Genomic DNA, 16,018 nt, shown 5'->3' on the forward strand with positions numbered 1-16,018 from the left:
CATCCAGGCCGCGCCGAAGCGGTCCGGCTTCGGCGCCATGGCCTGTAGTGTGGGTCGGCGCGAATGAAATTTTCGCGCCTTCGCCTCCTCGGTTTCAAATCCTTCGTCGAGCCCGGCGAGTTCGTCATCGAACGCGGGTTGACCGGCATTGTCGGGCCGAACGGCTGCGGCAAGTCGAATCTCGTCGAAGCTTTGCGCTGGGTGATGGGCGAAAGCTCCTATAAGAACATGCGCGCGTCCGGCATGGACGACGTGATCTTCTCCGGCTCCGGCACAAGGCCCGCCCGCAACACCGCCGAAGTCACGCTTTTCCTCGACAACACCGACCGCACGGCGCCCGCCGCCTTCAACGATGCCGATGAACTGCAGGTGTCGCGTCGCATCGAGCGCGAGGCCGGCTCGCTCTACCGCATCAACGGCAAGGAAGCCCGCGCCAAGGACGTGCAGCTTCTGTTCGCCGACCAGTCGACCGGCGCGCGCTCGCCCTCCATGGTCGGCCAGGGCCGCATCGGCGAGCTGATCCAGGCAAAGCCGCAAGCCCGCCGCGCGTTGCTGGAAGAGGCAGCCGGTATCTCCGGTCTGCACACGCGCCGGCACGAGGCGGAGCTTCGGCTCAAGGCGGCCGAGCAGAATCTCGAGCGCCTGGACGACGTCGTCGGCGAATTGGAAGGCCAGATCGACAGCCTGAAGCGCCAGGCGCGCCAGGCCTCGCGCTTCAAAAACCTGTCGGCCGATATCCGCAAGGCGGAAGCGACGCTTCTGCATCTGCGCTGGACGCTGGCCAAGACCCAGGAGGGCGAGGCGCGTTCCGCGCTCGCCGTCGCCACCACGCTGGTCGGCGACCGCGCCGCGGCCCAGATGACCGCGGCAAGAGAGCAGGGCATCGCCGCGCACCGGCTGCCGGATTTGCGCGACGCGGAAGCCGCCGCGGCCGCGGCCTTCCAGCGCCTGTCGATCGCCAAGACCCAGATCGAGGAAGAGGCCGGCCGCATCCGCTCGCGCCAGGCCGAGCTCGAACGCCGCTTGCAGCAGCTCGATGCCGACATCGCCCGCGAGGAGCGGATGGTGCGGGACAATGCCGATATCCTGGAACGCCTGCGCGCCGAGGAGGCCGAGCTCAACTCGGACAATGCCGGCGCCGCCGAACGCGAGGCGACCACGCGCGCCGCCTTCGAACAGGCCGGCGCGACGCTGTCGCAGAGCGAGGCAAAACTTGCCGCGCTGACCGCCGAACGCGCCGAGGCGGCTGCCTCGCGCCATCAGATCGAGCGCAGCCTGCGCGAGACCGCCGAGCGCCGCGACCGCTTCGCCCGTCAGCTCGCCGAGGTCGACCGCGAGCTTTCCGACATCGTCGCGCGCATTTCCGGCCTGCCGGACCCGGCTGAGAAGCGGCTTCTGGTCGAGGATGCGCTTGCCCGGCTGGAAGAGAGCGAGGCCGGCGCCATTGCCGCCGAGCAGGCGGTCGCGGAGGCGCGCGCCGCCGAAAGCGCCGCAAGGCCTCCGCTGCAGGATGCAAGAGCGGAACTGGCGCGTATCGAGACCGAGGCACGCACGCTGGCGAAGATCCTCAATGCCGCGAGCGGCGATCTCTTCCCGTCGGTGCTGGAGCAGATCAGCGTCGAGCGTGGCTATGAGACGGCGCTGGGTGCGGCGTTGGGCGAGGACCTCGACGTTCCGCTCGACCGCAGCGCACCGGTGCATTGGGGCGAAAGCGCGATTCAGCCCGGCGATGCGGCGCTCCCCGAGGGTGTGAAGAGCCTTGCCAGCGTCGTGCGCGCGCCGGCGCAGCTTGCCCGCCGCCTTGCCCAGATCGGCATCGTCGACGCCGCCGACGGTCGCCGGCTTCAAGCATTGTTGGCCCCCGGCCAGCGGCTGGTGAGCCGCGACGGCGCGTTGTGGCGCTGGGACGGCCTGACCGCGAGCGCCGACGCCCCGACCGCCGCCGCCCAGCGGCTGGCGCAGAAGAACCGTCTGGCCGAGCTCGATGCCGAGGTCGTGCAGGCGACGCGCGTGGTGCGCGAGGCGGAGGAAGCGCTGGCGCGCGCCGAGCAGGCGATGCGCCAGGCAAGCGAGGCCGAGCGCAATGCGCGTCAGGCCGGCCGCGACGCTCAGCATGCGCTGGATGCCGCCCGCAACGTCTTGGCCGAGGCCGAGAAGGCCGGCGGCGAGCTGGTGAGCCGCCGCGCTGCACTGGACGAAGCCCGCGCGCGCATCGTCGACAGCCATGAGGAGACGCAGGCCGCCTTCCTCGAAGCCGAGGAGATGCTGAAGGACGCACCCGATCTTGGCGATCTCCAGCTGCAGCTCGAACAGGCTTCCGCCAATGTCTCGCGCGACCGCGCCACCCTTGCCGATGCGCGCGCCGTGCATGAGGGCCTGCGGCGCGAGGCCGAGGCGCGCATGCGCCGGCTCGACGCCATCGGCGCCGAGCGCAAGAACTGGCTGGAGCGCGCCGAAAATGCCTCGACGCAGATCGCCGCCCTCGGCGAGCGCAAGGCGGAGGCCGAAGCCGAGCGCGAGCGGCTGGCCGACGCGCCCGACGAGATCGACGCCAAGCGCCGCGCGCTGTTGACCCAGCTTTCCGAGGCCGAGGCGCTGCGCCAGGCGGCGAGCGACCGTCTGCAGGAGGCGGAGAACAAGCAGGCCGAGCTCGACAAGGCGGCCACCGCCGCCATCCAGTCGCTCGCCGAAGCGCGCGAAACCCGCGTGCGGGCCGAGGAACGGCTCACCGCCGCCGACGAGCGGCGCGCCGAGGTCGAAGCGCGCATCCAGGAAGCGCTGAACACGCCGCCCCATCTCGTCATCAAGCATACCGGCCTCGAAGCCGACGATCCGATGCCCGACATGGCCGAGATCGAGCGACAGCTCGACAGGCTGAAGATCGAGCGCGAGCGGCTCGGCGCCGTCAATCTGCGCGCCGAGGAAGAGCAGAAGGAATTGTCGGATCGGCTCGAAACCATTGTTTCCGAGCGCGAGGACATCATCGAGGCGATCCGCAAGCTGCGTCAGGCAATCCAGAACCTCAACCGCGAGGGCCGCGAGCGGCTGCTGTCGGCCTTCGAGGTGGTCAACGGCCATTTCCAGCGGCTGTTTTCGCATCTGTTCGGCGGCGGCACGGCCGAATTGCAATTGATCGAGTCGGAAGACCCGCTCGAAGCGGGGCTGGAAATCCTCGCCCGGCCGCCCGGCAAGAAGCCGCAGACCATGACGTTGCTTTCCGGCGGCGAACAGGCGCTGACGGCGATGTCGCTGATCTTCGCCGTCTTCCTCACCAATCCGGCGCCGATCTGCGTGCTCGACGAGGTCGACGCGCCGCTCGACGATCACAATGTCGAGCGCTTCTGCAACCTGATGGAAGAGATGGCGAAGACGACGGAGACGCGCTTCGTCATCATCACCCACAACCCCATCACCATGGCGCGCATGGACCGGCTGTTCGGCGTCACCATGGCCGAGCAGGGCGTCAGCCAACTGGTCTCGGTCGATCTGCAGGCGGCCGAAGCGATGCGCGAGGCGAGCTGAGCGCGCGCACCGCTTCCGTGGGGCGTAGCGACCAGCTCTATTCCTCCGGAGCGGTCGCCGGCGCCGTATAACGGCGGCGCACGGCGTCGATCACCAGCTTGCGGCTCTCGTCAGCCGACAATGCCTTGTTCTTCTCCGCCTCTGCCGTTTCTCGGGCGAGGTCCTTGTCCCTGATCTGCTGGCGGAACCACTTGGAATAATCGCCGGCGCGCAAATGGTATTCCCATGTCTTGTCATCGATGCCTTCCGCCATCTGCGCGAAGATGATGAGGTTGTGGGCTCTGAGGTTCATCGCCTTCTTCGGACCGGTGAAATAGAAGCTGCCGGCCTCGTCGAGCTCGCCCTCGGCATATTTGCGGCTGTGGCGCTTCAGCGACTGGTCGGGCTCGATCGCCTTGACTGTGAACGGCTTCTTGCCATCGTGCGGGCGCCAGAACAGCACCCGGTCGCCCTTGGGCGATGGAATGTCCTTTGGCGCCTGGAGCCCAGTTTCCTTGCAGAAGGTCTTGATCACGCCCTTCGCCTCGGGACCAAGCGCGATCACCGCTGTTACCAGGCCGAGCGCATCGGTCGAAATCGCTTCGGGGTGGACGGTGATCAGCACCGTGCCGGGTAGCTCGATCGAAAGCACCGATCGCGTGTCTCCGCGCCGCTTGGGCATCAAATGATGCGCCTCGTCGATGATCAGCCAGTGCGGCCTCGCCGTGCGATAGCGGACATTGCCGAGGCCGGGCAGCAATTCGGCGAAAAAATCGGGCCGCTCATCGACTTTCAGCGCCAGGCCATTGACCACGACATTGGTCTGGGGCTTCTCGATCAGTTCCAGCAATTGCTCCTTGTTCGGGGCGGTTGAGCCGTTGCCGAGCGGCACTGCGCCCTTCAGTCCGTCATAGTCGCCCTCGGGGTCGAAAATGCAGAACTGCAGCCCCTTTTCGACCAGCCGTTCGGTGAGGGCCGTGGCCAGCGTCGATTTGCCGATGCCCGAGCTACCGGCGATCAGCACTGTTTCCATCGGCGACAAATAGATGTCCTTGCCGCGCGAGGTTCCGAGCAGCACGCCGCCCAAGCGCTTTTTGGCAGTGAGGTGATCGCGCTTGATCAGTTTGCGGATCAGCTCCTCGACGCCCTTGCCGCGCGCCTCCTTGGTGACGAGGTCTGCCGTCTCCTTTACGGCGGGCAATGCGTTGGCCACCGCGACGCTGCAGCCGGAGGCCCTGAGGAAGGCGTGGTCGTTTTCGGCGTCGCCGATGGCCACGACATTGTGCGGTGACAGCTTCAGGTCGTCGAGCGCCGCCGCCAGGCCGGTCGCCTTGTTGACGCCGGAAGGCAGGATCATCACCGCGCCCTTGTTGAAGATGATCTCCAGCTCCAGCCCTAGCTTCTTGATGACGTCCAGCACGGTCGCCTGGTGCGGCTCCCAGGTGGCGACGATCGAACGGCCGACCGAGAGCGGCTTCACGCCGCGCTTCTTGAGCTTGTCGATGAGATCGGAGGAAGGCGAGGGCGAAATCGTGCGTTCTTCCTCGCTGGCCGGCGTGTAGATCAGCGCGCCGTTCTCCGCCACGACCTTGTCGAACAAGGGGAGCTCGCGAAACACCTCCTTCAGGTCGGGCAGTTCGCGGCCGGTGACGAGGATGAGCTTGCGCCCGGATTTCTTCAGCTTCTCCAGTGCCGAGACCGTGCTGGCCGCGACCAGGCCATCATGCGCCAGCGTGCCGTCATAATCGGTAGCCAATGCCATGAAATACATTTGGTCGAACCTCTCCGTGCCGATCCGTCTGGAATGAACAACGCCTGTCACCGGAAAAGGTTTAGGCTGAGGCTCCGCTTCGCAACGATCGCGGCGTTCGCCCAGCTCGCGATGCACCCAGCGCGCCACCCGGCGGAATTGAACCGTACGCTGATGGGAACCCGGTCAGCAGGATCACGTTCGGTCTTAACGACGTCGCTTCTGCAACAAGCACCAGGCCGGAGTGAGAGGCCGATCCGATGTATGTCTTTCTGGAGGTCCTGACCGTCATCCTCGTGGCGGGTGCGATGGCCATGGCGCTCTCCCACGCGCTGGAGCTGCCGGGCAAATTGCGGCTCGCTAGGCAAGAGTATTTCGTTGTCCAACGGATCTACTACCCGGGTTTCACGATTGGAGGGGGCATCGCGGAGGTCGGGGGAATCCTTGCGACGTTTGCGCTGATGCTGGCGTCGAGCGGTCCGCTCCAAGCCTGGCTGATCGCCGGCGCCTTGGTCGCGCTCCTCGCCATGCAGCTTGTCTTCTGGTTCATGACCCAGCCGATCAACAAACACTGGCTGCAGGACGTGAAATTGAACGCGCCGGCGCAGCGATTCTTCGCCACCGAAGGTGGCGACGGAGCTTCGGTTCCGCCGACCCAAGAATGGACAGCACTTCGCAACCGTTGGGAACTCTCGCACGTCGTCCGCGCTGCTTTGGCGATGCTCAGCCTGATCTTGCTGACCACGGCAATCGCTATCCAAGGCGCCTGATGTCTGGTCGAGGTTCCCGATAAAGCCGCCAAACTTCAAATGAGGGCGCGGCCGGGCGTTGGTTCAGGTGGCTTCGTTTGAAGGTTGGCTGGGGCGCCAGGATTCGAACCTGGGAATGTCGGTACCAAAAACCGATGCCTTACCACTTGGCGACGCCCCAGCAGGCGGGGCATGCCCGCTGCGCGCGGCCTTATAGGACGAGGCGGAGCAAAGCTCAATGCCGGGGACCAACTAAAATCGGCGACGATGCGGGCCGCCATCCGCGCTGGTTCGCTTGCCCGATCGCCGGCGGTGGAGCGCCGGCCGCAGGCGCCGCGCGGCAGCTTCGCGGCTGTGCTGGCACGGCAGCGGTTCAGTTCGGGCTTTCGGGAAGCAGGCGAGGCGTTCCTACTCACGCCTGGGCCACGCGCGCGCGGCAATCCTCCAGGACGGCAGCAAGCGTGTCTTCGAAGGGATGCTCGGGTGCCCAGCCAAGCAAAGTCCGGGCGCGGCTCGCATCGCCAACGATGCATGGCAGGTCGCTCGGTCGCAGCCGCAGCGGATCCTGCTGCGTGACGATCTTGACGGTGCTTTGCGCCAAGAGCAGATCGAGGATGTCTCCCACCCGCCAGGGCACGCCGGATGCAACGTTGAAAATGATGTTCGGGGCAAGGTTGCGGCTGTTCAGGACCGCGCGCGCATAGGCGTTGGCGACGTCGCGGACATCCAGGAAATCGCGCCTGGCATCAAGATTGCCGACACGGATGACCGGCGCAGCCAGGCCCGCTTCGATCCGCGCGATCTGCATGGCGAAGGCAGGCACGGCAAATGCTTCGGTCTGACCCGGTCCCGTGTGGTTGAAGGGACGCATCCGGATACACCTCAACCCCTGGCGTGAAAGTGCGCCAAGCGCGAGGTCGGCCGCGGCCTTGGTCACCGCATAGTCGTCTATCGGAGCAAGCAGCGTGCTTTCGTCGAGCGGCTGCCCGGCTTTCGCGCTTTCGCCATAGACAAGGCCCGACCCGACATGGATCAGCCAGCAGTCCGGAGCCTTGTCGAGGACCGCATTTGCCACGTTGAGCGCGCCGCCGACATGAATGCGCCACGTGTTCCGAGGATCGGCCTGGGCGGTCTCCAGGGCCGCGAGCGCCGCAAGATGAATGACATGAGTGGGCCGGTGACGGGCAACGGCGTCTTGGACGGCGGCCGGGTCGGTCACGTCCAACACTTCGACCTGGCCGAAAGCGGGATGTGGACCGCCATCCTTGGAGGTCGCAGCAACGGCAATGCCGTGCCCGCAAACCCTGCGCAGCGCGTCGAGCACATAGGGGCCGACGAAACCGTTGGCTCCGGTCAGCAAAACCCGCATGCCTGCCTCACGAACCACGAGGCATGATCCGCATGCCGATGCGTGGCGGAAGACGGTGTCTCAAGTCATCGACGTGTAAAAGCAAGAGCTTCCTTTCAACGCTTCGCGGCCGCGTGGCGCGCCAAATCGGCGTCCACCATCTCGCGGATCATCTCTTCCAGGGAGATCGTCGCTTCCCATCCGAGCTTGGCCTTTGCCTTGGCCGGATTGCCGAGCAGGACTTCGACTTCCGCCGGCCTGAACAGGTCGGGATCGATGACAAGATAGTCGTCCATCTTCAGACCTATATGCTCAAACGCGATCCTGCACATGTCACGCACCGTCGTCGTCCTTCCGGTGGCGATCACATAGTCGTCGGGCCGATCATGCTGCAGCATCCGCCACATGGCGCGCACATAGTCCTTGGCGTGGCCCCAGTCGCGCCTGGCGTCGATATTGCCCAGGCGCAGTTCCCTTGCCAGCCCTAGCTTGATGCGCGCGACGGCGTCGGTGACCTTGCGCGTCACGAATTCGATGCCGCGCAGCGGCGATTCGTGATTGAACAGGATGCCGCTCGAAGCGTGCAGGCCGAAGCTTTCCCGGTAGTTGACGGTGATCCAGTGACCGTAGACCTTCGCCACCGCGTAAGGAGAGCGGGGATGGAAAGGCGTGGTCTCCGACTGTACCGGCTCCTGGATAAGGCCGTACATCTCGGACGACGAAGCTTGATAGAAACGCGCCTCCGGCATTTCCAGACGCAGCGCCTCGAGAACATTCGTGACGCCGATGCCGGTGACGTTGCCCGTCAGTATCGGCTGCTGCCAGGAAGATTTGACGAAAGACTGTGCGGCGAGGTTGTAAACCTCGTCCGGCCTAATGTCGCGCATGGTCCGGACCAGGCCCGACAGGTCCGTGAGGTCGCCATCCACGATCCGCACGTCGTTCTCGATCCCAAGCCATTTCAGGCGCGCCGTGTTGACCTCGGCTGTGCTCGACCGTCGCGCCAGCCCGTGGACGCTATAACCCTTCGAAAGCAGGAACTGGGCCAGATAGGCGCCGTCCTGCCCCGTAATGCCGGTTATCAAAGCTGTCCTTGTCATCGGTATTCTCGGGGATCGAACGAGGTACAGAAAACAGGCCGCGCTCCAGGCCTATGGCACCCGCTGGCGCCACTTTCGTTATACGGTCTCTCAATCATCTGCCAATGTGGTGTCCCGCGCCCGTTGCAGCGCCATTGCCACAATTTCGGTCGCCCTGTCATGACTTGCGGCCTCGGCATAACAACGAAATTCGGGAGCGTTGCCAGAAGGCCGCAGATGGATGATCTCACCGCTGGTCATCCGTGCCCTGAGACCGTCGGTTTCATCGACATCCGCAGCGGTGCCGAAGGGCGCAAGGAATTGCCGCAACGCGTCGCGGTCGGCGAGCTTGCGCATCAAGCCGCGCGATGCCTCGACGGCGAAGTTCTCGAGCCTCGCGCTGGCGCAGATCGGAAGGTTCCAGGTTTCGCGCAGGCCGGACAGCGATTTGCCCGTCAATGCGGACGTGCCCAGCACCGCCAGGATGGGCAAAAACGAATCCCGCGTCGGCAACGCGGACAAGGTTCTGCCGTTCACCGGGCAATCCGACCCCAGAAGAACCCCGCCATTGGCCTCGAAGCCGACGACGATGCCGCCGGCCGGTTGCACTGCCTCGATGCCCGCTATGACGAAGGGTGATCCAACCTTTGTTCTCACCACCTTGAAGCCAAAAGCTCCGGAGATGCCCGAATTGGAGGTCACAGGCGTCACGACGGTATTGGCCCGCAGGAACAGCGCCGTGGCCAGGCCGATCAGGTCGCCGCGGAACAGCTCGCCATTTTCGTCGATGACGAGAGGGCGGTCGGCATCGGCATCGGCCGAGAGCATGGCGTCGAATTTGAATTCGCGCACCCAGTCTTTCAGCTTCGCCATCGTCTCCTGGCCGACCGCCTCCGTGTCGATCGGCACGAAAACCTCCGTTTTTCCGACAGCAACGACATCCGCGCCGTACCTTCGCAGGACCTCAACCAGCAGTTCCGCCGCCACTGTGCTGTGCTGGTAGACGCCGAGCTTCATTCCGGAAAAGGCGCCGAGAGGCAGGATGCTGTCGATACGGTCCCGAAAGGCCGCGAGCGCCTGTTCATGGCCGGCTTGCCACCTCGCGCGGGCCGGCGGCCAGGGATATTGATCCGAAAGCTCCGCGACATGAGCGGTGATCGCGGCCTCATCCGCCTTGTCGATCTCGCCCCTCGGCCCGTAGAACTTGATGCCGTTGCGGTCGGCGGGAATATGCGAGCCCGTCACCATGAGCGCCGCGGCACCGCGCAGACGGGCATAGAAGGCAAGCGCAGGCGTGGGGAGGGGGCCGCAATCGACCGGCTGGAAGCCGCCAGCGGCCAGGGCCGCCATGCAGTCTTCAGCTATCGTCTGACTGCTGTCGCGCAGGTCGCGCCCGACGAAGACCTCGCCTTGCTGAAATCCGGTCGACCGCAAGTGCCGTGCAAAGCCCTCGGTATAGAGTCCGCTTGGCCGTCCGACCAATTCGGAAGCCAGACCCCGAACACCGCTTGAGCCGAATTTCATCAGTCTGCTTTTTGCTGTTGGAGGTTGCCGCCGTTCATTGGAATGAGCCCGGCCGCCCCCCGGCTGTCAACAGCAAAACGACTTGGAACCGCGACTTCCCTAATGTCCCCAGACGGCTAGTTCGTTGCCGGCCGGATCGGTGAAGTGGAACCGCCTGCCGCCGGGGAAGGAAAAGATCGGCTTGACTATGGTGCCGCCGGCACTCTCAACCGCGTCCAGCGTTTCCTCGAGATTTTTGGAGTAGATGACGGGGAGCGGTTTGGCGGGTGCTTCGCCGGCATCCGCCTGGAAGCCGCCGTCGAGGCCTTCGGCAAAGGCGGAATAGGTCGGACCGTAATCGGTGAACGACCATGAAAAGGCGGCGCTGTAAAAGGATTTGACGCTGTCCAGCGTGCCGCCCGTCGCCGGCAGTTCCAGATAGTCGAGTTTTCCGTTGAGTTTCATCACGCTACTCCACTCGTGTTCCTGTTATGTTCTATATCGCGCCATACCCTCCCGCAAGTATTTTTGCCGCAGCTTTTGCTTAATCGATTGTAGTTGCTGCAGGCGCCCGGCCGGTGCTTGCCTTTCGCACTGCAGCATCCTATCGCTCGGATCGCAAAGGCGGGGAACCGGGCCGTGGTCCGGCTGTTTCTATCTTCCACGAACTGGAGGGCATGCATGACCAAGTGGGTTTACACCTTCGGCGATGGCGCCGCCGAAGGCCGTGCCGGCGACCGCAACCTTCTCGGCGGAAAAGGTGCCAATCTGGCCGAGATGTGCAGCCTCGGGCTGCCGGTGCCGCCCGGTTTCACCATCACCACGGAGGTCTGCAACGCCTATTACGCCAACGGCCGCACCTATCCCGAAGCGCTCGAGGCGGATGTCGCCGCTGCTCTCGACCATATCAGCCGGATCACCGGCCGCCGCTTCGGCGATCCGTCGAAGCTGCTTCTGGTCTCGGTGCGCTCCGGCGCCCGGGCTTCCATGCCCGGCATGATGGATACGGTGCTCAATCTCGGCCTCAATGACGAGACGGTCGAGGCTTTGGCCGCTGATTCCGGTGATGCACGTTTTGCCTATGACAGCTATCGGCGTTTCATCCAGATGTATTCCGACGTCGTCATGGGCCTCGACCACGAAGTGTTTGAGGAGATCCTCGAGGACCAGAAGGCGAGCCTCGGCCACGAGCTCGACACCGAGCTGACAGCCGAGGAATGGCAGGGTGTCATTGCGCTCTACAAAGCCAAGGTCGAGGAAGAGCTCGGCAAGCCGTTCCCGCAGGATCCGCAGGAACAGCTCTGGGGCGCGATCGGCGCCGTGTTCTCGAGCTGGATGAACAACCGCGCCATCACCTATCGGCGCCTGCACGACATCCCGGAAAGCTGGGGCACCGCGGTCAATGTCCAGGCCATGGTGTTCGGCAATATGGGCGACACGTCCGCGACCGGCGTCGCCTTCACGCGCAATCCCTCGACCGGCGACAGGCAGCTCTATGGCGAGTTCCTGGTCAACGCCCAGGGCGAGGACGTGGTGGCCGGCATCCGCACGCCGCAGAACATCACTGAGGCGGCGCGTATCGCCGCCGGCTCCGACAAGCCGTCGCTGCAGAAGCTCATGCCCGACGCCTTCCAGGCTTTCGTCGACATCTCCGACCGGCTGGAAAAGCATTACCGCGACATGCAGGACCTCGAATTCACCATCGAGCGCGGCAAATTGTGGATGCTGCAGACCCGCTCCGGCAAGCGCACCGCCAAGGCGGCGCTGAAGATCGCGGTCGAGATGGCGAAGGACGGGCTGATCACCAAGGAGGAGGCGGTCGCCCGCATCGATCCGGCCTCGCTCGACCAACTGCTCCATCCGACCATCGACCCGAAGGCGGCGCGCGACGTGATCGGCATGGGCCTGCCTGCCTCGCTGGGTGCAGCCACCGGCGAAATCGTTTTTTCCTCCGCCGATGCCGAGGATGCCAAGGCGCAGGGACGCAAGGCGATCCTGGTGCGCATTGAAACCAGTCCGGAAGACATCCACGGCATGCATGCCGCAGAAGGCATCCTCACCACGCGCGGCGGCATGACCAGCCACGCCGCGGTGGTGGCGCGCGGCATGGGCAAGCCCTGCGTGTCCGGCGCCGGCTCGCTGCGCGTCGACTACAAGGCCGGCACGCTCATCTCGATGGGCCAGACCTTCCGCAAGGGCGACATCATCACCATCGATGGCGGCAACGGCCAGGTGCTCAAAGGCGCGGTCGCCATGCTGCAGCCGGAGCTGTCGGGTGATTTCGCCGCCATCATGGAATGGGCGGACGCCGCTCGTCGCATGAAGGTGCGCACCAATGCCGAAACGCCGCTCGATGCGCGCATGGCGCGCTCTTTCGGCGCCGAGGGCATCGGGCTTTGCCGCACGGAGCACATGTTCTTCGACGGCGACCGCATCGTCGCCATGCGCGAGATGATCCTGGCCGACACCGAGAAGGACCGGCGCGCGGCGCTGGACAAGCTGCTGCCCATGCAGCGCTCGGACTTCCTAGAGCTGTTCGAGATCATGGCTGGCCTGCCGGTGACGATCCGTCTGCTCGACCCGCCGCTGCACGAGTTCCTGCCGAAGACCGAAGCCGAGCTCGCCGAGGTCGCTTCCGCCATGAACGTCTCGGCCGACAAGCTCAGGCAGCGCACGGAGGCGCTGCACGAATTCAATCCGATGCTCGGCCATCGCGGCTGCCGGCTCGCCGTCTCCTATCCGGAGATCGCCGAGATGCAGGCGCGCGCCATCTTCGAGGCGGCGGTCGAGGCCGGCCGCAAGGCCGGGGCGCTGGTGGTGCCGGAAATCATGGTGCCGCTGGTCGGTCTGGTGAAGGAGCTGGAATACGTCAAAGCGCGCATCGATGCGGTGGCGCAAAGCGTGATGCAGGAGACCGGCACCAAGATCGATTACCTCACCGGCACGATGATCGAGTTGCCGCGCGCCGCGATCCGCGCCCATGTCATTGCCGAAGCGGCCGAATTCTTCTCCTTCGGCACCAACGATCTCACGCAGACGACTTTTGGCATCTCTCGCGATGATGCCGCCTCCTTCCTCGAAACATACCGGCAGAAGGGCATCATCGAGCAGGATCCGTTCGTGTCGCTCGATGTCGACGGCGTCGGCGAGCTGGTGCGGATTGCGGCGGAAAAGGGCAAGAGGACGCGGCCCGCTATCAAGCTCGGCATTTGCGGCGAGCATGGCGGGGATCCGGCCTCGATCCGTTTCTGCGAGGAGGTCGGCCTCGACTATGTGTCGTGCTCGCCCTACCGTGTGCCGATCGCCAGGCTGGCCGCCGCGCAGGCTGCGGTGGCGGCGGAGAAGAGCGCGGCAAAGATCGCCTGACGGGCTTAGAGCATTCCAGGAAAAGTGTGAGCGGTTTTCCGTCCGGAATTGCGTAAAAATAAGAAGATGGAGCATTTCACCGTTTCCGTGCAACGGTGAAATGCCCCTGGGCGAGCAGCGTCCCGGTACCTTACGGTTTTGTATGCAATGTCACGCGAACGTGCGCGTGACGGCCCTGAATCTCGACACCATTCCAAGCTAGCTTCCCACACCGCATTCATTGGTGTCGGAAACCCATGTTGCAGATCGCTCCAACCGTCTTCCGGTCGATCCTGATCGTGCAGACCAAGTTCATCGGCGACATCGTCCTTGCCTCGGCGCTGGCGAAGAACCTGCAGCTTCAATATCCGGGTGTCAGGATCGTGTTTCTCTGCGAGGAGCATTTCGCCGGTTTCCTGACGGCGCACGGTATTGCCACCGAGGTCGTGCCCTTCAGCCGTGCCAAGATGCGCGGTTCGCCGCTGGAGCGGGGGCGCGAGCTCTTCCGCATGGTGCGGACTTTGCGGCAGCACCGCTTCGACATGACCATCGACATCACCGACTCCAAGACCTCGCGGATCATTTCCAAACTGGTCAACGCTCCGGTCCGGGTCGGCTATTTTCCGACGCAGCGGCCTTTGCGCTGGCATGAGCGCCAGCCCGCCAACGTTCGGATGAAACCCTACGGATGCGGCAAAAAGCATTATCTCTATCGCTATTTGTCTCCGTTGGAGGCACTTGGCATCGCCCTGCGCGTCAGGGTTCCGGCCATTCGACCGTTGCCCTTCGAGACGACGCGCGCCTTGGCTTTGCTGGCCAGGCACAAAATTCAGCCAAACGCCTTTATTGCCGTTCATGCCGGGGCAAGCTTCGTCGGCCGGCGCTGGCAGCCGGAGCGCTTCGCCGAAGCAATCGACGGGATCGTGCGGGAAACCGGCCTGCGGGTGGTTCTGGTCGGCGGTCCGGACGAGAGCGAGGCGACCGGCAGGATCATCGCGGCGGCGAAGACGCCTGTCGTCAACCTGGCGGGCATGCTGCGGCTGGAAACCCTGCTGGCGCTGCTCAAGGAAGCGCGGCTGTTTCTCGGAAATGAAAGCGGGCCCATGCATATAGCGGCCGCGGCAGGTACGCCGGTGGTCGGCCTGTTCGGCCTGACCAACCCGGTCCGTTGGGCGCCGGTCGGCGTGCCGAGCATCTCGCTCAGGCCCTCCATGCCTTGCGACTGCGTCGGCGGTGACCTGTGCCGTCGGACCGATCCGAGCAAGGCATGCTGTGTCTGGCGCCTGGAGGTCGATCCGGTCGTCGAGGCCACGCTGGAACTCCTGGCACGGACGGAGATGCCTCAGGAGGCCGCGGTCTGACATCCGCGGGAGACTTCGTGCCGTCCGTCGGCTGCATGGCAAAGCGACCAAATACAGGGTTTCACCACTTCCATGAAACGGTGAAGCGCTGAGCCGGCACGTGCGAGTCGCTCTGGTCCACGACCTTGTGGTCTTGTATATGAGAGCCACGTGAAACATGCGCATGGCGGCTCCAAATGTCGACGTCTCAGCCCAGGTCTGTTGCCGAGATACCGATATTGCAAGGTCCCTTCGCAGACGTGCGCTCCATCCTAATCCTGCAAACGAAATATATCGGCGATCTGGTTCTTGCCTCGGCGCTCGCGAAGAATCTGCAGATCGCCTATCCCGGCGCCAGGATTGTCTTCCTTTGCGAGGCTCGCTGCGCAAGCTTCCTGACCGCCCACGGGATCGCGGCTGAGACTGTGGCGTTCAAGCGCTCGAGCGCGCGCGGCACGGTATTGCAGCGCGGCGTGGAACTCTACCAGGTGTTGCGAAAGCTGCGTCGTTTGGCCTTCGATATGACCATCGACTTGACCGATTCAAAGACGACGCATTTCGTCGCCATGGTCGTCAACGCCAGGATCCGGGTCGGCTATTTCCCGACCGAGAGGCCATTGCGTCGATTCGAGCGCCAATCCGCCAACGTCCGGGCCAAGCCCTTCGGCTATGGCGAAAGACATTTCCTTTATCGCTATCTGTCTCCGCTGGAGGCGCTCGGGGTGGATTTGCGCGTGCGGTTTCCCTCGATCGAGCCGCTGCCGTCGGAAACCGCGCGGGTCCTGACATTGCTGGAACGCTGCGGTCTTCGACGCAAAGCCTTCCTGGTCGTGCATGCCGGAGCAAGCTTTCCGGGGCGCCGGTGGCAGCCTGAGCGTTTCGCGGCGGTCATCGATACGATATCGAGTGAGACCGATCTCGCCGTCGCTCTGGTCGGCTCTCCCGACGAAGCCGAGGCAAACGACCAGATCGTGGCCACGAGCAAGGCGCCGGTCGTCAATCTGGTAGGTAAGCTATCACTAGAAACGTTGATGGCGCTGCTCAAGGAGGCGCGGCTCTTCCTCGGCAATGAAAGCGGCCCGATGCATATGGCCGCTGCAGCTGGCACCCCGGTCGTCGGCCTGTACGGCCTGACCAACCCGATTGCATGGGGTCCGGTTGGCGCACCCAGCATCTCGCTACGGCCCCCAATGCCTTGCGAGTGTGTGGCCGCCGGCAGGTGTCACCGGACCAATCCAAGCAAGGCATTTTGTGTCTGGCGCCTGGAAGTACACGCGGTCACCGAAGCGGTGCGCGAACTGCTGGCGCGGACGGAGAGGCCCATATAAGCCGCGGTGTAGAGCGAAGCAAATTTTCGCGACTGCCGGTTTTTGCGCTGTTTGCCGTCTCGATTTTCGCCTAGA

General features: G+C 64.5%; 10 protein-coding genes and 1 tRNA gene. 5 read left to right on the forward strand and 6 right to left on the reverse strand.

Translation table 11 applies throughout. The features are described 5' to 3' along the window. The first annotated feature begins 63 nt into the window (after positions 1-63). A complete protein-coding gene (gene smc, locus ACVMIM_RS14565; protein ID WP_476112734.1) occupies positions 64-3,522 on the forward strand; it encodes a chromosome segregation protein SMC in 3,459 nt (1,152 codons plus the stop codon). A gap of 37 nt (positions 3,523-3,559) precedes the next feature. On the opposite strand, the gene ACVMIM_RS14570 is transcribed toward smc, so the two are convergent. Further along, positions 3,560-5,272 (reverse strand): HAD family hydrolase, encoded by a 1,713-nt coding sequence (locus ACVMIM_RS14570; RefSeq protein ID WP_476112736.1) that lies wholly within the window; start codon positions 5,270-5,272, stop codon positions 3,560-3,562. 239 nt (positions 5,273-5,511) lie between these two features. Between ACVMIM_RS14570 and ACVMIM_RS14575 the strand changes: the two genes are divergently transcribed. Next, positions 5,512-6,021 (forward strand): anthrone oxygenase family protein, encoded by a 510-nt coding sequence (locus tag ACVMIM_RS14575; RefSeq protein ID WP_476112738.1) that lies wholly within the window; start codon positions 5,512-5,514, stop codon positions 6,019-6,021. An 85-nt stretch (positions 6,022-6,106) separates the two neighbouring features. On the opposite strand, the gene ACVMIM_RS14580 is transcribed toward ACVMIM_RS14575, so the two are convergent. From ACVMIM_RS14580 to ACVMIM_RS14600, 5 genes are all read right to left on the reverse strand, one after another. Then, positions 6,107-6,181 (reverse strand) — tRNA-Gln (locus ACVMIM_RS14580). A 231-nt stretch (positions 6,182-6,412) separates the two neighbouring features. Next, positions 6,413-7,369 carry an NAD-dependent epimerase/dehydratase family protein gene (locus ACVMIM_RS14585; RefSeq protein WP_476112740.1) on the reverse strand — a complete coding sequence of 319 codons (957 nt, stop codon included), beginning with the start codon at positions 7,367-7,369 and terminating at the stop codon, positions 6,413-6,415. Positions 7,370-7,464: 95 nt separating this feature from the next. Further along, a complete protein-coding gene (gmd, locus tag ACVMIM_RS14590) occupies positions 7,465-8,448 on the reverse strand; it encodes a GDP-mannose 4,6-dehydratase (protein WP_476112742.1) in 984 nt (327 codons plus the stop codon). Between the two features lie 90 nt (positions 8,449-8,538). Beyond that, complete coding sequence (locus tag ACVMIM_RS14595) at positions 8,539-9,951, reverse strand: phosphomannomutase (protein ID WP_476112744.1); 1,413 nt, start codon at positions 9,949-9,951, stop codon at positions 8,539-8,541. 99 nt (positions 9,952-10,050) lie between these two features. Beyond that, complete coding sequence (locus ACVMIM_RS14600) at positions 10,051-10,395, reverse strand: VOC family protein (protein ID WP_201414229.1); 345 nt, start codon at positions 10,393-10,395, stop codon at positions 10,051-10,053. Positions 10,396-10,611: 216 nt separating this feature from the next. On the opposite strand from ACVMIM_RS14600, the gene ppdK reads away from it, so the two are divergent. From ppdK to ACVMIM_RS14615, 3 genes are all read left to right on the forward strand, one after another. Then, positions 10,612-13,296: a pyruvate, phosphate dikinase gene (ppdK, locus tag ACVMIM_RS14605; protein WP_476112745.1), complete on the forward strand. Its 2,685-nt coding sequence runs from the start codon at positions 10,612-10,614 to the stop codon at positions 13,294-13,296. Positions 13,297-13,532: 236 nt separating this feature from the next. Next, a complete protein-coding gene (locus ACVMIM_RS14610) occupies positions 13,533-14,636 on the forward strand; it encodes a glycosyltransferase family 9 protein (protein WP_476112747.1) in 1,104 nt (367 codons plus the stop codon). Between the two features lie 176 nt (positions 14,637-14,812). Then, positions 14,813-15,943 carry a glycosyltransferase family 9 protein gene (locus tag ACVMIM_RS14615; RefSeq protein WP_476112749.1) on the forward strand — a complete coding sequence of 377 codons (1,131 nt, stop codon included), beginning with the start codon at positions 14,813-14,815 and terminating at the stop codon, positions 15,941-15,943. Positions 15,944-16,018 lie beyond the last annotated feature (75 nt).

It is taken from the genome of Mesorhizobium sp. USDA 4413 (assembly GCF_056280365.1).